At 32.7% G+C, this 20882-nt stretch carries 19 protein-coding genes; all 19 read right to left on the minus strand.

Translation table 11 applies throughout. The features are described from left to right. Positions 1-2: 2 nt before the first annotated feature. The 19 genes from P0N36_RS01540 to P0N36_RS01630 all read right to left on the minus strand — a co-directional run bounded on the left by P0N36_RS01540 (position 3) and on the right by P0N36_RS01630 (position 20681). Positions 3-1820 carry a KAP family P-loop NTPase fold protein gene (locus P0N36_RS01540; RefSeq protein ID WP_275840982.1) on the minus strand — a complete coding sequence of 606 codons (1818 nt, stop codon included), beginning with the start codon at positions 1818-1820 and terminating at the stop codon, positions 3-5. Between the two features lie 26 nt (positions 1821-1846). Then, positions 1847-2473 carry a hypothetical protein gene (locus tag P0N36_RS01545; protein ID WP_275840985.1) on the minus strand — a complete coding sequence of 209 codons (627 nt, stop codon included), beginning with the start codon at positions 2471-2473 and terminating at the stop codon, positions 1847-1849. A gap of 23 nt (positions 2474-2496) precedes the next feature. Then, a complete protein-coding gene (locus P0N36_RS01550) occupies positions 2497-3732 on the minus strand; it encodes a hypothetical protein (RefSeq protein ID WP_275840988.1) in 1236 nt (411 codons plus the stop codon). 44 nt (positions 3733-3776) lie between these two features. Further along, positions 3777-4472 carry a restriction endonuclease gene (locus P0N36_RS01555; protein ID WP_275840989.1) on the minus strand — a complete coding sequence of 232 codons (696 nt, stop codon included), beginning with the start codon at positions 4470-4472 and terminating at the stop codon, positions 3777-3779. Between the two features lie 508 nt (positions 4473-4980). Continuing rightward, positions 4981-5973 (minus strand): UDP-glucose 4-epimerase GalE, encoded by a 993-nt coding sequence (gene galE, locus P0N36_RS01560; RefSeq protein WP_275840990.1) that lies wholly within the window; start codon positions 5971-5973, stop codon positions 4981-4983. 35 nt (positions 5974-6008) lie between these two features. After that, entirely contained in the window at positions 6009-6473 is a 465-nt protein-coding gene (locus P0N36_RS01565) for a KdsC family phosphatase (protein ID WP_275840991.1), read from the minus strand. Continuing rightward, positions 6470-7435 (minus strand): KpsF/GutQ family sugar-phosphate isomerase, encoded by a 966-nt coding sequence (locus P0N36_RS01570; protein ID WP_275840992.1) that lies wholly within the window; start codon positions 7433-7435, stop codon positions 6470-6472. The genes P0N36_RS01565 and P0N36_RS01570 overlap by 4 nt, the downstream gene beginning before the upstream one ends. An 11-nt stretch (positions 7436-7446) precedes the next feature. Further along, positions 7447-8220, minus strand: a complete 774-nt coding sequence (gene kdsA, locus P0N36_RS01575; protein ID WP_275840993.1) for a 3-deoxy-8-phosphooctulonate synthase — start codon at positions 8218-8220, stop codon at positions 7447-7449. 3 nt (positions 8221-8223) lie between these two features. Further along, the gene (locus P0N36_RS01580; protein ID WP_275840994.1) at positions 8224-8883 is read right to left on the minus strand and encodes an acylneuraminate cytidylyltransferase family protein; all 660 of its coding nucleotides are present in this window, start codon (positions 8881-8883) and stop codon (positions 8224-8226) included. 31 nt (positions 8884-8914) lie between these two features. After that, entirely contained in the window at positions 8915-10429 is a 1515-nt protein-coding gene (locus P0N36_RS01585; protein ID WP_275840995.1) for a hypothetical protein, read from the minus strand. 67 nt (positions 10430-10496) lie between these two features. Continuing rightward, entirely contained in the window at positions 10497-11903 is a 1407-nt protein-coding gene (locus P0N36_RS01590; RefSeq protein WP_275840996.1) for a lipopolysaccharide biosynthesis protein, read from the minus strand. 2 nt (positions 11904-11905) lie between these two features. After that, a complete protein-coding gene (locus P0N36_RS01595; RefSeq protein WP_275840997.1) occupies positions 11906-13060 on the minus strand; it encodes a hypothetical protein in 1155 nt (384 codons plus the stop codon). Positions 13061-13081: 21 nt separating this feature from the next. Further along, on the minus strand, positions 13082-14191 hold the full coding sequence (locus tag P0N36_RS01600; RefSeq protein ID WP_275840999.1) for a glycosyltransferase: 1110 nt from the start codon (positions 14189-14191) through the stop codon (positions 13082-13084). Continuing rightward, a complete protein-coding gene (locus P0N36_RS01605; protein WP_275841000.1) occupies positions 14188-15678 on the minus strand; it encodes an O-antigen polymerase in 1491 nt (496 codons plus the stop codon). The genes P0N36_RS01600 and P0N36_RS01605 overlap by 4 nt, the downstream gene beginning before the upstream one ends. Continuing rightward, entirely contained in the window at positions 15675-16739 is a 1065-nt protein-coding gene (locus tag P0N36_RS01610; protein ID WP_275841002.1) for a glycosyltransferase, read from the minus strand. Before P0N36_RS01610 ends, P0N36_RS01605 begins: the two co-directional genes overlap by 4 nt. A 28-nt stretch (positions 16740-16767) precedes the next feature. Further along, positions 16768-17874, minus strand: a complete 1107-nt coding sequence (locus P0N36_RS01615; RefSeq protein ID WP_275841004.1) for a glycosyltransferase family 4 protein — start codon at positions 17872-17874, stop codon at positions 16768-16770. 19 nt (positions 17875-17893) lie between these two features. Next, entirely contained in the window at positions 17894-18820 is a 927-nt protein-coding gene (locus P0N36_RS01620) for a methionyl-tRNA formyltransferase (RefSeq protein ID WP_275841005.1), read from the minus strand. A 13-nt stretch (positions 18821-18833) separates the two neighbouring features. Beyond that, entirely contained in the window at positions 18834-19430 is a 597-nt protein-coding gene (locus P0N36_RS01625; RefSeq protein ID WP_275841007.1) for a sugar transferase, read from the minus strand. A 36-nt stretch (positions 19431-19466) separates the two neighbouring features. Continuing rightward, positions 19467-20681: a DegT/DnrJ/EryC1/StrS family aminotransferase gene (locus P0N36_RS01630; RefSeq protein ID WP_275841009.1), complete on the minus strand. Its 1215-nt coding sequence runs from the start codon at positions 20679-20681 to the stop codon at positions 19467-19469. Between the last annotated feature and the right edge of the window lie 201 nt (positions 20682-20882).

Below are 20882 nucleotides of genomic sequence, written 5' to 3' on the forward strand. Positions count from 1 at the left end.
AATTAATTCCCCCTTTCTGCATCAATAAAAGTCTTTAGAGCTTGATTGTTCTTAATCCAACTATCAAAAATTTCATCAACTTTTTGTGTTTGATTGATTTCTTTTCCAAAGTTCATTACTCTTGGTATATGTGATGGTTTTATCCTAGTCCCACTAACGGCATCTAATCCGTTAATAATTTCTGTATGCACTTCCTTTTTAAGCGCTCCCCATTCTAACAATGATCTTAATTGGATATCCGATATATCACTTGAGCTGGTAATTCGTGATATTAGATGTTCAATGATCAAAGCAGCTTCATACTCATTTACTTCCTTTGCTTTATCACAAGCACTGCGTATTCCTGAATCCGTCCCAGCTGTCAAATTTCTTAATACATCATTAGCAATCTTACTTAATTTCATCTTAGACATCTCATATCGATTATCTAGTGTAGTCCTTGCGAAATAGAAATACGGTCGTAAATCCTCTTCACCAATTGCAGGTTGCATCTCTAACCAAGACTTTACCCATTCATCATCTTTCCATGAAGCTAATTTTTCCAAAGATTCACTTTCTTTGTTTTCAAGTGTTGATAATTCTATTATTTTACCAGTCAGATCTACTGGTGCACTTACTAATTCTGCAAACATTCTTGGTTTGAAATACTCGAGCATCATAATTTTTGCTAAGATTTTTCGATCCAATTCAATTGTTTTGTATTGAGCCATGTTAAGTCGCATTTCCATAGAATTCAAAAATCGCTTGCAGTGTCTGGGATTTCCATTTAAACCATTAGCTAATACTGAAGATAGTTGTTTTGATATCTCTAGACTCAATTTTACTTTATCTGCAATATCTTCATCAAAGCCTTTTATCAGTCCATAATCAAGTTGAAAATCAAAAAAATTCTTAGTCTTCTTATCATCAATAAATTCAATAGTCTTTTTAAATTCCTCTTTTGACAAATCTTTCTCCATAAAAAGTAGTGATATGTAAAGTTCTACTTCCCGGGTACTTAACCTTGGTATTCTTACCGGATACTGTACAATTTTTTCTAAATATTCTTTACCGATGTCAATACCGGTTCCTTCGATTTCTTTAAACTTGGTTTGAACAGCATAAGAAATATGTCTTTCATCTGCACCAATAATGAATACAGTTCTTCCTACATATAGGAACAGTCGGATTGCCTCTAATGTGTCTAATATTGTATCCGGACTGCATCGATCAAGTTCATCAATAAAAACAACTAACCTATCTATTTGGGTCTCTTTTAGTAACTTATCAAAATTATCTCTGAATGAGTTGATATCTTCACGAAGCTCTTTATCCGTCAACTCAGATTTAATAGCTTCCATCAAATCTTCTTTGATTATGCCGTCCTTTGAAGGTAACATGTTATCTAAGGCATTAGAAATGGCAAATTCAGTTACAACGCTTGATCCCCCTGTTAGAAATGCTCCTCCAAGTCTAATTGCATTTTTCACTAGCTTCATTTTATCTATGCTTTTATACAAACCAGCAATACATTTTTTTGCATTGTCACCTAAAGTCCTGTTACGCTCTATAGTGTCTAGAATATTTCCCAACAAGGCAGTTTTTGCGTCTTCATAATCTTCAAATAGCCATCCATTGAAATATATACACTCAGTATCCTTATTGTCTTTCAATGAAGCAATGCTCATGTTAATCAAGCTGGATTTTCCGCTTCCCCAATCACCATAAACTCCTATAGTAGAAGGTAATAAGTCATCATTTTTGATAATATTGCTCACAGTTTCAATTAGATAATCAAAGTCTAGATAATCAAGTTCTGTTTCACTATCTCTCCACATCATTACACCCCCAGTGCATTTGAAAAGTCCTACTCATTTTCTCCTCGATGCTCCATATTCATAGCATCAACCCAATCTTCCTCGACATACACCATACCGTTCCGACCTTCCACCTTCCGGTTAGAACCAGCCTTGTACAATTTACAGTTTAATGGCCCATAGCAGAACGTCTCAAATCTATATTTCTTCCTGCCTCTCGGATTCCAGTTATCTATGATAATCTCAACAGGCATCCTAGCTCCCCACATGCAGCTGTTACACTTCGTGTCATATGTCCTAGCTGCCAGCCTGCGGTGTCCTCTTTCTCTGTATACTTCCAGCTCCGGCGGCACCAGTTCCCAAGGTGATGATGTGTTAGTGATGGTACCTCTGGTGATGAGTTTGAGTTTAGAGACTTTGTAGTAATCAGTAGGCTCAGTGTCAGGATCCGGCACTGGAACGCACTCTCCGGAGATAACGTCATTCACTTTGAATTGATGTTTGGCATGGGCAGCTTTGCCGATACCGATGGAGAAAGTCGTGTGTTGAGTATCAATCTCTCCCTCTAAAGTAATGGCATAACCGAGATATGTATGGGAGGACTCGTCGAAGGATCTAGTGAGACGGATCCTGGGTTGTATTGAAATTATTCTTCCGGTGAAGATATGTTTGTCCATGACTGGAGGCCTCCTTTTTATAACTATTGATCTAAACTTTGATTATTTGTCGCCAAGATAAAATATTCGAAAAGCATATTTAAACCATCAATAAGCTGTTCATATAAAGAGTCAATTTCTTCAAATGATTCTAAGTTGAATGTTTTTATTATATTTTCTTTTATTACGTTCCGCTTTTCATTAGATAGCAAATGATCATAATATTGCCTCAAATCATTCAATAAATATAACGGCCCGATAATGGATGTAATATCTAGTTTCTCAATATTACCTTTCATGAGTGCCTTCAGAATTCCTTCATAGAGCTTTATTGATTTCCAATCTTCATATCCTTCAGCAGGACTAACTTCTACTTTTAAGTACAAATTTCTCAACTCTTTAATATTCACACCTTCTATTAGCACTTTGTGTAGCATATTAATGGTCGGATCAATTGTTTTCTCACTAATTACAATGGGCTTTTGAAATCTATTCATTTGTTCCTTGATTTCACTTTCAAGGTGCTCTAAAGATAGATGATATGCTTTTTTAACCGCATTATAAAAATCACATTTTTTATAACATACACGAAGCTCTCTATTTGGTTCACTCCACATACAGCATAGTTGTGCAGCGTAAAACTCAGATCTTGTCAATTGATGGTCAGACTCAATATTGTGAGGCTTCAATATGTTCAAGCTTGTCTTATCCATATAAGATAAATCACCTAACCAAAATACTATCTTGTCTTCAGAGTTTATTCCAAACGGAACTATCCATTCATCTTTGTATCCCACTTGACCATATGTATCTGAAAAAAGTCTAAATTCATAATCAGGGTCATGCATGAAATGCAAGACTGATTTTTTGGTGAAATAAACCGGGGTTAAAAAGCCTTCTATTGAGTGCTCAAAATCAACTGATAACCCAGGAATACTATAGTAATCCCTATGATCGTATATCAAATCATCTTCTTGGCAATACTCAAATTTTTTTCTATAGCCATTATATTTATGATTACCTTCAAGATGGTTTTCTTTTATCATGTACTTATAGCACTCATCGATCATTTTTTTCGAGTGGTCTGCTAAGGATACTGCCCCGCAAAAAGTACACTTCAGAACAGGAATATCTTCAAAATTCATAATCCTATCAGCAATAATAACTGTTCCCTCAGAAATAGCTACTTCTTTTGTCCCTTTACATTTAGAACACTCATGAGATGAATAGTTATTGCATTTGGAATAATAGTCATCATAATTTTTAAAGTTTAATCTCAATTGAGCACCGCCCTTCAGTTTATAACTTAATCTCGATATGAAAGTTACCATTCAAACTTCCATTCGGGTATTTCAATTCCTTTAAAAAGGTCTTTATAATAGATTATTGCATCTTCGACCCTTTGCTCAGCATTATTAAAAAAATCTTCGATTGTAGTTACACTGTCATCAAAGGTCTCTTTATAATTCGATAAAAAATTTTCATCAACGTTAGATATCATTATATGTAGACTTGCATTTTTTACAACTGTTTTTTTATATTCTTCAAGCTGAGTTTTGGATAATAACTCCGCTGGTATATCGTAGGGATCAGTATAGACAGATAACGGCTTAGAAATGTTTTTCAATCTTTTCTTTCTATAAGCAAACCACTTTTCAAATAAGTATTCCAGGAATTGCTCCCATGTAAACAACTTAATATTTGATTTATCTGCCGCTAATATTGCTCCTTCTTGAAATCCTAATTTAGATATAATAATTCCTAGAGAAGCTCCAGAATCAGCAACCACTGTCCTAAATGCATGGATCTTTTCTTGAGGTATTGGTGTATTCCAAAACTTACACTCACATATAACTCGGTTTCCTAATTCATTATCGGCTTTGACAAAAACATCTACTTCTACTTCACCACGTACTGTTTCAATTTTATATGGTGAGATTGCTTGATAACCGGAGTAATTGAAATAGTGGGCAACCATATCTTGTAGTTCAATCCATGTTTTTGGTTTTCTATTTGTCATTGAGTACACTATATCACCTCCCACACCTCATCCATTAATACAATATTCTGTAAACTTATCTTCTTAAAAAAACGGACATCTCTGCTTCTAAAAATGCCCGTTCTCTTTCACTGCTAATCATGGTGTCATGCTTATCAACCAGAATCACTACCTGAAAATTAACCGTCAGTACCAATCTGAAAAGTTACCATCACTGCTAATCATGGTGTCAAACTGATCAACCAGAATCACTGCTTATCTGGGATGTTTGCCATCACTGCCTGAAAAATTACCATCACTGCCTATCTGGGTGTCAAAGTAATCATGGCCTATCTGCAATATCATCGTCACTACCGATCTTGATACCAGCCTATTTTCCTATCTGTTTATTCTGTATAGCAGCTCATCTCTCCATCACCCTGTACATAGCCCTTATTACTTATAACGCCTCGTATAAGATTCCCAAAATTTACTTATGTGGAGGAATGGTGTCTTGGGGATTTTTTGGGGATCAACTTCTTCTACTGATCTACTTATTATTCTGCTCAAACTTCCAGGCATCCCTGACCATTTCTTCAATGCCAAGCTCAGCCTTCCACTTTAATTCTTTCTCAGCTTTGCTGGCGTCTGCATAGCACGTAGCAATATCTCCCGGACGTCTTCCAACAATCTCAAAAGGAACATCGATGTCATTTACCTTCATGAAGGCATTAACAAGTTCTAAAACAGAAGTACCTTTGCCGGTTCCAAGGTTATAGATGTTAACACCATCTTTAAGATTCTCGATGGCCTTAACATGCCCCTTAGAAAGATCAACAACATGTATATAATCACGAACTCCGGTGCCGTCAATGGTATCATAATCGTTTCCGAATACACTAAGTTTGGGAAGTTGACCCTTAGCTACTTTAGTCACGAAAGGCATAAGATTGTTTGGAATTCCGTTAGGATCCTCGCCAATCAATCCACTCTCATGAGCACCTACTGGATTGAAATATCTCAATAGACTTACAGCAAAATTAGGATTAGCACGGGCTGTATCAGTTAATATTCTCTCGCTCATGGCTTTAGTTTCGCCATAAGGATTGGTAGTCTTCTTAAGTTCCATATCTTCTTTGAGTGGAGATGGTTGATCACCATACACTGTTGCCGATGAACTGAAAACAAACTTATTCACACCATACTTTACACACATCTTGCTTAGTACCATAGTACTTACCAAATTATTATAATAATACTCGAGTGGCTTGGAAACAGATTCTCCTACCGCTTTAAGTCCAGCAAAGTGAATCACACCATCAATCTTATGTTTATTGAAGATTTCCTCTACCTTTGCTTCATCCGTCACATCGATTTGACAGAACGTTGGTTTAATGCCAGTTATGGTAGATAACTTGTCAAGTACTTCAATCTTTGAGTTGATAAGATTATCAGCGATGATTACTTCATGGTTATTTTTAATTAGTTCTATTGTCGTATGGCTGCCAATAAAGCCTAGGCCTCCGGTTACTAATATGTTCATTGGTTGTGGTCACCTCCTAAATTACAATTTTGACTCTATATTTGTAATATTATCTGTTCAATGAATTCTCTTACAGCGCCTTCTCCACCACTCTTATTACAAATATAATCCACTTCTTTTTTTACAGCATCAACTGCATCCGCTGGACAACCAGTAAATCCAGATTCTCTCATGCATTGGAGATCATTCTCATCATCACCAATATACGCAACTTCTGCCAAACTGCATCTGTAGCGTTCAACAAGTTCTTTAAGTTTTTCAATCTTATTTTCTTCACCTTGATATAGTTCTTCTATTTTTAACTCTTCTGATCGCCTTTTGAGAATTTCTGATTCTCTTCCAGTAATTATCGCTGGAATAATATTTAAGGAACGTAATTTAGAAATTCCCAATCCATCTTTTACATTAAACGCCTTAAGCATTTCACCTTCTGAACCAATATATATTTTACCGTCCGTTAATGTCCCATCTACATCCATAACTAAAATTTTAATTCTCATAGTACTATACCCGCATTAAGAATATCTTGTAATCTTATTGTTCCGATTGATTGGTTATTTTTATCTACGATTGGGGCACTTGAGATATTCTTCTGCTTTAAAATTTGTAACGCCTCAATAGCCATCATTTCTTCAGTTAAAATTGTAGGGTTTTGTGACATCACTTCATCTACCACTAAGTTGTAGACATCAACCCCTTTTTCTAATTGACGTCGTAAATCCCCATCAGTAATTACACCTCTAATAAGTGAATTACTATCGATTACTGTTACCATACCTAGTCCTTTTTTACCCATTTCTACTATTGCATTCTTGAGAGTCTCACCTCGAATAACAACAGCATTATTCTGCTTGCATGCCATAATATCCTTAACTTTTATAAATAGCTTTTTCCCCAAAGAGCCAGCAGGATGATATAAGCCATAATTATTCTCATTAAATCCATAAACTTTGGACGCAACAACGGCTAATGCATCGCCATAAACTAATGAAGCTGTCGTACTTGATGTTGGTGCTAATCCCATATAACACGCTTCATCAAATTTTGTGAACACTTGTGATATATCGCTATGTTTTATTAATGTAGAGTTCGCATTTCCAGATATTCCGATAAGTGTAGCCCCTATTGCTTTAATGTTGGTAAGTAATCTAGTAACCTCTTCACTTTCACCACTATAACTAATCGCAATCACAACATCTTCTTTCCCAATCATTCCCAAATCACCATGAAGAGCCTCTGCCGGATGTAAAAAGAATGAAGAGGTGCCCAAACTAGCCATAGTTGCAGCAATTTTTCTTCCAATATGCCCCGGTTTACCCATACCAGTGATAATAACTTTGCCTTCACAGTTGGTAATTGCATCTATAATTTTCAAAAAATCACTATTTAATGAGTCCCTAACAGACTCAAGTGCATTAATCTCAATATCAAAAACTCTTCTTGCTTCTTGTAATAAATCCATCAAAACTCCCCCTACTTATGAACTGAATTGTATATATCAACTAACTTTATCAGCAATGGTTTAAGGTCTTTTAATGGAACCATGTTAGGCCCGTCAGACTTTGCATTATCAGGGTCAGGATGCACCTCCATGAATAAACCATCAGCACCTACCGCTATGGCTGCTTTTGCTAGATATTCAACGTATTCACGGTTACCACCAGTAGCATCACCTTTTCCACCTGGTTTCTGAACACTATGTGTTGCATCAAATATTACTGGATATCCAAACTTCTTCATTTCAATAATTGCTGTCATATCAACAACTAAATTATTGTATCCAAAGGTAGTCCCTCTTTCAGTAAGATTAATATTCCTGTTTCCGCTTTCTTCTAGCTTGTTGACAACATTCTTCATATCCCAAGGAGCTAAAAACTGTGCTTTCTTAACATTAACTTCTCTTCCTGTTTTTGCTGCAGCAACTAAGAGATCAGTTTGTCTACATAGAAATGCAGGAATTTGAAGAATATCAGCCACTTTAGAAACAGGTTCAGCTTGATATGGCTCGTGAATATCTGTTACTACCTTTAGTCCATAAGTATCTTTAACTTTCTTAAGAATACGTAAGCCTTCTTCCATTCCTGGTCCTCTATATGAGTATATTGAAGTCCTATTGGCCTTATCAAAAGAAGCTTTAAATACATATTCAATTCCTAATTCATCAGTGATTTTCTTTACTTCCTTTGCAACCTCTAATACCATTTCTTCATTTTCTATAACACATGGACCCGCAATTAATCTGAACATAATTTACTCTCCTTTATTCATGTTTTGACTTATTAATAAAGCAAACTCATAATCTTCTTTAGTATCTATATCTACCGCTTCAATGCTATCAACTTCTTGAATATATGGTTTGAACCCTATTCTTCTTCGATTTTCAGTGAATATTTCTTTTCTGAACATAAAGAATCCGCTGGTTTCTACATATATTGGTTCCATGTCTTGTGTTCTCGGTACATCATTTAAATCATAATTTATTGGTTTACCATTATACCATGCAAATGTTTGAACTCTTTGAGCTGAAAATGCCGAATCATAATCACCATCAATCATTTTATCTAGGGCTGATTCAACTGTTTCCCGCTTTATAAAAGGTGATGTTGTGTGTGCTAATATATAAATATCAGCCTTTACTTCTTTTATAAAAGCATCATAAATATCAAATCCTTTTACTAAATCCCCATCAAGTTGTTTATCTCTTTTTAGAAATTTTACTTTATCGGGTATGTATTCTTTGACCTTCTCATCACTACAATATACATACACCTCATCAATTCCTTTTGTCCTAGAAAGAGTATCTAGTATGTGCCAACAAAGGGGTTGCCCTCCTACGGGCAATATGTTCTTATTTGGTAATCGTTGACTATTTAATTTTATTGGTACAAAAGCAACTGTTTTCATTTCCATATAAGCCTTCTTTCTCATCTTATTTATAATTTCAAATTCTCAGGATTTTTTTAATTAATTTCTTTTGTTTGTCTGTTAATCTATTTCCAATTGCTGTTCTAACTTTTATCAAGTATCCATGTTTGATATAAGATACTATATATATCTGGATGAACATTTTGAGCTTCTTAACATATGATTTAAAAGTAATCTTGAAATTCTTACTCTCATTCAAACTATAAAATTCATCAATCAGCATAATATCTTTAAGATCTTTAGGCCTTTTCTGATGAGCTTTTCTATCTCTAATAATTTGTATTGATGCAAATTTAATCCCTCTGAAATAAAAATGTTTATCAAACTCCTGAATTACTTCATTATCAGTATATTTGATATCAGATCCTGATCGTAAATGATATCCTTTATAGACAATATCTACATTATCTGAAAGTTTTACAAATTCATCTGGAAACCTGTTATCTCTCATACTAGTCTTTAAAATAAAATCAATATCTGTTGAGTTTCTAATTCCCATTACTTCAAGACTTGAACTGCCCACAATACAGCAATCGTTAGATGATAATCCATGATTCTTAAGTACTGAAATATATTCCTCTAACCATTGGAGAAACTCTTTTCGATACTCAATATTCTTTCTTTTTCTTATCATATCAATGTTAAATTTATTAAGCAAAATGTTGTTAAGATATATGTTATGCTCTGCATTATCTGTTGTATGAATTGTTGCAAATTTATCTACATCAACTAAAGTACTTAATTCTTGTCTAATGAACGTTTTTAGTTCCACAGTTTCTTTGCATATTAATTGATTTTTTTCATAAATGAAATTTGGTTCTTCTATATTAAATACAACTATTCGAAAATCTAATGGGAATTTCATTAAAAATTTTATTTTATTTTTTATGTTGAACGATGGAAATACACCGAACTCATATGAATATATATCTTCAATCATAGAAACAAAAGCATATCTATCAAAACTGAAATCTTTCTCACCAACAATTTTAAATCTTTCACCAATAATTTTTTCAACATTTTCCCATTTGTTTTTTATTGCTCCCCACAAAATTCCGATATAAGTATTTTGAGGTTTTAAACAAACATATTTATTTAAAATATTTGAAATATCATCATCAAAATTATTCTTCACAAGCCAATCAAAATCCCATGTCAAGCCTTCCTTATCAGAAAATTCAACATACATATCTGAATTGAAATAAAGGCAACAAGACAACCTATGGGCTCCATTAAGAATTATTTTATTATTACGTGATACTGGTATAGGATAATTCTTGTTAAAGCCTTCAATTTTCATGGATTCTATCAAATTGTTAAAATCATTCACATAATCATTAATCAATTTCTTCTTATCCTCGAATCCACCTGTTCTAAGGGCAATATGCCGTTTATATAAATCTAGACAATAATTGTAATTTTTTTGCTTTACATATGCTTCTACATACATATATTTTATTACCAAATCTAATCTCTCCGGCAATAAATACTCTATGACTTTGGATTTATCAATTTTTATAATTTCGCCCATCCACTCTTCTCCTTCTTTTGTTTCTTCACACATCGTAAAAACATACTATGGAAAGTTCAAAGTATACTTAACCTTGCAAATGAGGTTTAATAACTTTTTTAAAAAATAATAAGCATGTTAATAAAATACCCAACAACCTAATATAGATCCAATCTTTGAATATAATAAAAAAAGCAGTGCTAATTAATACATATAAGACTGAATGAACATGAAAACGGATGCCGAAAATACTTTTCTTAATTACTTTTGAAGTCAATATATAATGAAAAACAAATAATAGAAAATATGATATAGTAGTTGCAACCGCTGCAGCGATGTATCCATATATTGGTATCAATATAATATTAAGTGATATATTTATCATTGCCGCTAATACCGTTCCTATAGAAATCAATTTGGTTCTTTTTAGCGCAAACTCAACATTCACCTCAAATGCATATAAAAACTGAAAATAATGTGCCATAAATATCCAAGGAACAATATCTAATCCAATCCAATATGCTGAATCTGCCATCAATTTCACTAACTCAGTGCTGATCATTAATATGACAACGTATACAAATGTAAATGAGTCCCTATATAGTATTGCTCTATCTCTTATAACTTGAACTTCGTCATTTTTTAACTTCTCAAAAAACCAAGGCAACCATGCTTGGCTAAAAGAAACTGCAATTACAGTAACAATTGTACCTATATTGTAAGCAAAGCTGTATATTCCAGTTGCAGATTCCCCTATATAATGATTGATTAGCACCCTATCAAATTGATTATTTGCAACGTTCGAGAGATTATGAAATATCAATGGCATTGAAAGTACTAGTCCGTATTTCCAATATTTAACATCAAAATACCTTCTACCTTTTTTAAGAAGATAGAATAAGGCAAAAATGCCTGTGAAAACTATTGGTATTCCATTACCTAATATTTTCCCAATATGTCTCGTTCCATCAAAAATATACATAATGAGGTAAATTGATAATAAAACACCAAATATTGATGAAAATATCGATATTAAAGATACTGCCTTGTACTTGTATTCATACCGCAATTTAGTAATCAATAGTTCATTAATAAAAGAAAAATATGCTTGAAATGATATCATATAGAATAATAAATCTGAGAAACCAAGTATGTTTTGTACTGAAGTTTTTAAAAATACAAATACCACAAAAAATGCAGAGAATATAATCATGGTCAAAGTAGTTATACTTGAAGAGAACTGATCATATTCTTCAGGAAAATCATATTTCGCTCGTCTTATACTTTCATTTAGACTTAGTCCAATGAGAATAGATAAAATAATAACCCAAGTATTATATAAAGATACAAGACCATAATCTTCAGTTGATAAGATTCTGGTGAAGACTGGAATCGTAATGAATGCGAGCCCTTTCACAAAAAAATTTGTAAATGTATACCAGCTTCCAGCTTTAATAATTTTATTATTTCGCAAAATAGACACTAATCTTCTCATAATTATTTTTCATCCTTGATACTATCTATGAAATTTTTGATGATTTCAACATTTGATTTATTCTTTTCCATTTTGTTAACTAAATAATTATATATAAATCTTCGATATCTTGTTCTGTCTAGTACAACATTAAAATTTGATTGTTTTTCAATATCTACGAGAGTGGACCCTAATAACTTAGAATATTCAATAGTAGCCAAAGCCCAATCTCTTGTTCCTTTTTCTAACATTTCATTATAGTATAAAAAAACAATTGGCTTGTATGCTAATACTGCGTTCATAGTTGAGGTTGAGTCATGTGTCATTACAAATTCAGAAAATTTTACTAAATTCGCTGTTTTGTATTTTATGATCTTTCTTCCGTTAAATTGTTCCTCATTGTAATCAACTTTAGGATGAGAAGCAATAATTACTTCAACATTCAACTCATTTTCCACATAATCAAACAATTTATTTAATAAAGAAAAATATTTTTTAGGTTCAACACTCTCTTCACCTCTAAGTATCAAAATATCTGATAAATAAGGTATTTTAGAATCTAGAAATACTGCATATTTATTTTTTAATAATCGTTTTTCATCTTGTACACTTAAATGCTCATCATACTTAATGTGATGCATTGGTATATATTTTTTTGCTGGTGAATATGTCAGTTTAGGAGGTGTCAAGCAATAATCATTTAATAACCCTTTATAATGGAATTTATAATAAATTTTTCTTAAAGGTTTGTTCGAGCTTAAAAGTGCTTTAATTCTATCAACTACAGCTCCATCTTTTGAAAAAATTTGTCCTTTCTTTCTAATATAAGTGGCTAAACCATCCTTATCTACATCTATTATTATCCCATTATGTTTTTTGATAATTTCAAATACCCTAGGATTCTCATTAGGATAAAAATACGATGTTATAATTATAGGGTTCGGTCCAATGTCAACTAATCTATTCTCCAACTCTTCATAATTACTAATATTAATTACTTCTTTTATCTTATCTGGAAAATCAACATCTTTATACTTTTCATAAATTCCACTATATAATTTTAATATTGACCACAATTCGATCTCATAATAATTATTCAACTGTTCCACAAATAAGTCTCTAAATTCTTTTTTTGTAAAATACGTTGTACTTGCCATAAAAACAATCTTAGACATCATCACCCCTCCCTTCCTATCAATTTAATTTTTAAGCTTAACACATGTATGGTACTCTTCTTCATATAATTTACTCATAATTTTAACATCGAAATCTTTGGATTTTCTGTAGGCATTTTCTTTCATTCTAGATAGTAGTTGATGATTAGTCGCTAAAGTAACAATCGCAGAACTAAGCGATTGTAAATCATTTGGCTTTACTAATATGCCTTCTTCTCCGCTACTAACTACATCGGGAATCCCTCCTACTTCAGGTGCTATTATCCCTAGTCCAGTAGCCATAGCCTCAAGAACTGATAATGGTAAACCTTCATATCTTGAGGACAGTATAAATAAATCAGATTGTTGAAGATATTTTACAACATTGTTAGTGTTGCCAACGAGTTTTACTTTATCGCCAATACTCAGAGCTACTATTTTTTCCTCAATTTCTGTACGTAACTCACCATCTCCAACAAGCGTTAGTTCTAAATCACTAACTTGCTTAAGTGCTATTGAAAAGGCCTCCAACAACAAAGAATGATTTTTTTGATAGCTAAAACGAGCGACACAGCATAATTTAGTTACATTATTCTTAAACATCTCATCGTTATCATGATTAGGTTTAAAATATTTCGTATCAATACAGTTATATATTAATGGAATTATCTTGTCAGAAATCCCGTAATAATCCTTAATTGAATTTTTTATCAGATTTGATATTGCAATAGGTGTTGCTATTCCTCTTTTGTACATTAATTTCATAACGCCTAAGTATAGACGTGGCATTTCTTTTGAAGCTTCATTATGAATAGTATGAATCCATCCTACATTCGCATTAAAGACTTTCCATGGTATGGAGTAAATTGCTGCATTAAGATGAGTGTGGATAACAGAAGGTTTAATTTTTTTAAGTTCATTGAAAAGTTTTATAAAAGTCTTAACATCAATTCCACTCTTTTTGTTTAAGTAAATTAATCTAACCCTATCTTCATCTATCAAATCTTCATATACATTGTTTTTTTTAGAATATAAACTTATCAAATAGACCTCAAAGTTTTTCGAATCTATATTATTCGCTAAATCAATAACCATTTTTTCTGCACCACCTGTTGAGATAGATGGAATTATGCATACGATCTTATCTTTTTTCACGAATTTGTCACCTTCCTTTCAATTGCACAATTGTCACTTAATGTATCAGTTTTTCTCTTATAAGCAACTATCCTTAGGTTAGCAATTAATAAAATTATTGAATAAATAACAATCGCAGAGAAAATATCTCCAAAAGCATTTCGTTGAAAAATTCCAATAACAGCTATGGAACTTAAGTAAAATGATTGAAAAAATAATGATTCTTGTTTCCTTATTCTGTTCTTTTCAAGTTTAGCCAAGATTACTCCAACAATAAAATAAACTATAATTACTCCAAAAATACGGAAATTCATGTATGCTTCTAAAAGAAATGAAAATCCTGTGCTTGCTATTGCTCCTCTAGCTGCCTCAGATGGAAAGAAAATATTTCTAAACTCATAAACTATTTGCAAAGGTTTTTCCCCAGGATATATCCAACTTGGAATAAATAGCAATATGCTTTTAATATATGTTTCTCCTAACTTAAGAATCTTCGTTCCTGAAACGTAGTATTCATTAAAATTACCAAAAGCAACCCCAAATTCATTTTGTGAAGGCACTATAGCATTTAATATTCTGTCATTATCTGTTATTAGATTTAACAGTCCTACTATGTCATTCTGCTCAAATAAATAATAACCTATATGTGCTCTTACACTATAAAGTATTGACAAGACGAAATATAACATTAAGGCTCCAAGAAAGATTTTAAATGGAATTCGTCTTAAGGGTCTAAAATAATATATCCCTACTACTAATATTATCGCTAAACTTACAAATGATCCTCTCCTGCCTAGAAGCGTATACAGTGCTAGAACAGTTGTAACGGGAAATAGGAATATAAAAACCTTAAGAGGTTTATTTGCAAAGTTATATTTCCGCTTATAACCTAAATACAACGCAAAAAACACAAATGATACTGTAACCATCATTGATCCAGGTAGAGTAAGAACCATCTGACTTAATTTACTATTATAGTATGCTTTTCCTAATGCTACAGCATTAAAGCCACCAACTCTGAGAAAATTAATAAATTCCATAGAAAATGCAACCCAACTAAATATTATCGCTTTGTTTAAGACATCATTTAGACGTTTTTTCTTTTCTATTGTCGAAAAATGAATTTCTTCATTTTTATTATTCTTATAAAATATTATGAATCCTAAAAATAATGCTGTGTATGCAAAATTACTTAAAATCAAGAAAACTGAGGGTTCATAATTGGGGTTGAAAATTCTATGAAGGCCTTCACCCCATATTACTGAAAAAACTCCAGAGTAAGTATATAAGAACATAAAAAAAACATAAGCCAACGTAATGTTTGAATAGTTTTTCAATATTCCTAATAATCCGATTACCATTACTAAATAGCCCATTAACGAGAAAATAAAACAAAGTTCATGCTGATTATTTATTCCCATTAATGTAGATAGCATTGAGAAAATAATCATCACTATCAGAAATAGATATTTAACATGGCTACTTGAAGTATTTAATTTAATAATCATAGTTTATCACTTCCATCTTTTCCGCCTAAACACTTTGAATATATATCCAGCACTTTTTCTTTATACTTTTTCATATCTGTGTAATCAATGCTTTTTTCTTTTGCTCCTGCTGAAAGACGCTCGAATAGTTTCTTTTGGATTATGATACTGCTAACTTTATTTGCAAAATCATCGTCATCATCACTGATATATCCATTTATGTCATCATCAATTAGTTCAACTAATCCGTCCGTTGATGTTGATACTATTGGTATGCCTAACGACAATGCTTCCAACGCTGCCATAGGGGTTCCTTCATATCTAGAACACATTATCATTACGTTTGATTGACTTAAAACCTTGTATGGATTTGCCATAAAGCCCAAAAATTCAACTCTATCAATCACCTGATTCTTAATAAAGATTTCTTTCATTTCCTCTACCATATTACCTTCGCCTATTATTCCGAATTTTGCGTATTTAACTTTCACTAATACTTTTGATGCAATTCTAGCTATTCTACTAGGATTTTTAGGTTCAGATAATCTACCTAAGTATACGAAATCAAAATCATATTCTATAGAATCATTCTTGACACCCTTAATAACTCTATCTTTACTAATAACATTATATAAAACTGAACATTTATCCCTGATTAACCTTGAAAATTTAAAATCATTAACCACACTTTTGGAAACGCCGATAATATGTTTAAATTTGAATGAAGCAAGCATGTACAATATAGATTTGAGAGATGCTTTTTTCATATCATCATGATTTCCATGAATGTGTGAAATAACTGGTATTTTTTTTGCTACCCTTACCGCTTGAATAGATGATCGGATATCATGAGCATGAATAATATCCGGTTGATAACCCATTACAACTGACTTAATCTCAGATTTTGAAAAATTTCTTAATGGAATATATTTAACGTTTCGTTCATTTAAAGATTTTTCAATTGCCCCCATAGAGGATGAATAAGCCATTTCAATTTCTCCATCAAATCCATTTATTATTTCAACAGCAACATTTTCAGCTCCTGATAGTCTATCGGAATTAAGCAAATGTAATACTCTCATTTATAATCTCCTCGCATGAAAACTTTAATTAAAGTAAGTTTTTGTAGATATCTCTCATCTTCTCACTAACATTTTTTTTACTAAATTTTTTTATAGTTATTAGATTTCTATGTTTCATTTCATTTCTAAGACCAGAGTTGCTTATTATTTTTTCAATTGAAATAGCACAACTTTCAGTATTTTTCGGTTTAAAAAGTAATCCATTATCATTCGATTCAATGAGGTCAACATTTCCTCTGATTTGTGAAGCGACAATAGGTAATCCAGATGCCATTGCTTCCATTAAAGATACTGAAAGTCCTTCTCTATATGATGGGAAGGCAAATAAATCTGCGGCTTGATATATTTCATCTAAATCATTTCTAAACCCAAGCAACTTCACTTGATTTGATAATCCTAATTCTTGAATTAGATCATTTAAGTAATTCTCCAGTATTCCTTTCCCACAAATCAGATATAAGACATCCTTATTCGCAATTTTTGATATCGCTCTAATGACTGCTTCATGATTCTTATTTCTATTAAGTTCACCAACAGATAAAATTACAAATGAATTTTCAGGAATATTTAGTTCACTTCTTTTTTTAGTCCTTATCCTCTTATCTTCAGAAAATTTACTCGAATCAACACCAATTCCTGGTATGTATTCTACCCTACAAGTTTTAAAGGAATTAGCTCTGTCAAAGTCTTCTTTGTTGATTGTGATTAAAATATCCGTATATCTAGAAAGCCACTTTTCAATTGGATAATATAGTAGCCAGTTAATAATCGGTGCTCCCTTGTAAAAGTGAAACCCGTGTGCTGTATAAATTACATTTTTCAATTTTATAGATCTAGCTACTAGCCTAGCTAAAACACTTCCCATTGGTGAATGACAATGGACAGCATCAAAGTTCTCAGATTTCATTATCGTTTTTAATTGTTTATAAGCCTTAATATTTTTCAAGGAGAATGGTGACCTTTGAATATCGAAATGATGTCTTACAATATCAATTTTATCCAATCTTTCATTAATATCTTCAAAGTTCGCAGCACCATGAACTTCATATCCCAACGATTTGAGAACTTCAATATTTCCTTGTTCAAATAAATAGAACTGTCTACTTACAGTAGACACAATTAATATCTTTTTCATATTGACACACCCATCGTCATCATCTTTTTCCTAATGTTACTCTTATACTTGATATAAATTCATCAGCCTTAATGTTTTGCTGCTCTTCAGTCGCAATATCTTTTATAAGTATGGCTCCTTCACCACAAAGAACTACTACACCACTATCTTTGATAATCTTTATAACCTTGCCAGGGATAATCCCTTCATATTTCGGAATTTCATATTCTTCACAAGACCAAATAATCACCCTTTTACCATCAAGAAATGTAAACGCTCCAGGAAAAGGGTATGTTAATGCACGTACAAAATTATAAATTCTTCTTGAATCCCAGTTCCAATCAATAAGTCCATCCTCTGGATTTCTTGCGCATGTGTAAGTAGCTTTTGATTCATCTTGTTTTTTAGGTTGGAAACTTTTGCTTTCAATAAGCGGTATTGCCTCTTTCATCATTCCCGTGAATGCTACTATGCATTTTTCATATAATGAATTTATATCATCCAAATTATCTATTTTTACTTTTCTACTAGCAATAATGTCACCATTATCCACCTTCTCATCAAGATAAAAAAGATTTACAGCTGTTTCATCTTCACCATTAATTAAAACCCAATTTAATGGTGCAAAGCCTCTATATCTTGGTAAAGGTGAAAAATGAGTTCCAAGTGCTGATATTGAAGCTTTTTTTATTGCCAACTCACTGATCATTCTTCTATATCCAAAACTCATGACATAGTCAAATGCATCTATCTCCTCTATTGTGTTTTGAATCTCTCTGTTACCAGCGTTTATACTAAAAGGTATTTTATAAATCTCACAATGGTCTTTAGACTTTGCATAATATTTTTCATGTTCGTGTTCATGTTCCTTTTCTATAAAAACATGCTCTATATGACAATTTAACTCAGTTAAAATTTTTATTGCTTCATAACCTAATTTGCTTCCTATAAATAGTACATATTTCATTTAATCATTCCTCTTAATTTTTGTAGGTAACTTTATCTTCATTCTTTGCAACAACAAACACATCTTCCCTTTTTAGAACCGACACTGCAGTCTTAAAGAACACTTTGATATCCATCCACATCGTCAAATGATCAATGTAGTAAATATCATTCTTGATTCTTTCTTTCCAAGGAACTGTATTTCTAAAATATGCTTGGTTATAACCTGTAACACCTGGTCTTATCTCAAGCTTTCTAGCTTCATTTCCTTCATATAGTTCCATATGCTCAGGAAGATCTGGTCTAGGGCCAATGATGCTCATATCACCTTTGATGATATTAAGAAGCTGAGGCGTTTCATCAATACTAGTCTTTCTAATGAACTTACCTATTTTCGTTAGCCTTGGATCATCTTCCGCATTGAATGTAGAGCCATCTTCATTACGCAAATCAGGTGCGTTCATTTTCATGGACCTGAACTTATACATTTTAAATATCTTGCCATCCTTACCTAAGCGAGGCGCGTTATAGAAGATCGATCCTTTATCCTGAAAATAGATCATCGGACCGACTACAACTAAAATAATCAACCAGAATGGAAGTGCTATGATTGCTAATACTAAATCGAACATTCTCTTAAAAAAATTACGATACACACCTTCACCCCATTACTTAAGTTCATCTAATGATTCTTTTAATCTACCAACCACATACTCAATGTCCTCATCAGTCAATAAGGTATGAAGTGGCAGTGTAATCTCATTCTTATACATATCAAATGCATTTGGATAATCTTCCATCTTAAATCCTAAGTTCTTATAAGCAGAGTGCATCGGAAGTGGTTTGTAGTGAACATTTGTAGAAACACCCTTCTCAGCCATCTTCGTAATAATATCGTTTCTGAAAGCTTCATCTTTCCCATTAAGTCTTAGCAAGTAAAGGTGACCACAAGATTGATATGTCTCGTCATAGTGCTTCATAGACGTTACATCTAATTGGCTCAATAAAGCATCATACTTTTCAATGATTTCTTTTCTTCTACCAAGAATCTCTGGATATCTTTTGAACTGTGCAAGTCCAAGAGATGCCATAATATCGGTCATGTTACATTTATAGTTTGGAGCCACGATGTCATACTCCCAAGCACCGAGTTTAGTCTTAGCCAGTGCATCCTTTGATTGGCCATGAAGGGAAAGAAGCATATACTGTTTATAAATCTCTTCATTATCAAAGCCATCAATATCTTTCCACGTAACCATCCCACCTTCAGCTGTAGTTAAATTCTTTACTGCATGAAAAGAGAAAGATGTGAAGTCAGCAACTTCGCCACTCATCTTTCCTTTATATGTAGCTCCTATTGAATGAGCTGCGTCTGCAACAACAACAACCCTACTAAATGCTTTTTGAAGTTTGTTCGATGGATTGAATAGTTCCTTCTTGCTCTCTACAGCTTTGAAAATTCTATCGTAGTCACACATCACACCAGCGATATCGACTGGAATGATGGCTTTTGTATTTTCTGTAAAAGCATCAGCAATCCCATCATAATCAATATGGAAAGAGTCCTTTCCTGAGTCTACAAGAACGACTTTTGCTCCCACGTGAGTGATAACACTAGCAGATGCAGAATAAGTATACGCACAGGTAATGACTTCATCTCCTGGTCCAACACCAAGAAGTCTTAAAGTCATCTCCATTGCTGCTGTTGCTGAATTGAGTGCAACTGCTTTAGATGTATTGCAATACTCAGCAATTTGCTTTTCGAATAATTTAGTTTTAGGACCTGTTGTAATCCAACCAGACTTTAAAGTATCTACTACTTCATTGATCTCTTCATCTGAAATATCTGGTGGTGAAAATGGAATGCTTCTCAATTCAGTCATCTTATTCGCCCTCTCTTAAATAGTTTCTTTAGTGTTTTTCATCTATATAATGTATAGGTGTTTATGTGTACAACACCTCAATTTTCTAATTTATGTAGTCTGGTTGACCTTTCAAAATGTACATTTTTGCTTTTCTGTTGGAACTATTGATTTCACAGGGCTAAGGCCTCTTTATCCTTTCACCATACTCACGTCGGGCAA

The sequence above is a fragment of the Petrocella sp. FN5 genome (assembly GCF_029210395.1).
Classification (GTDB): domain Bacteria; phylum Bacillota; class Clostridia; order Lachnospirales; family Vallitaleaceae; genus Petrocella.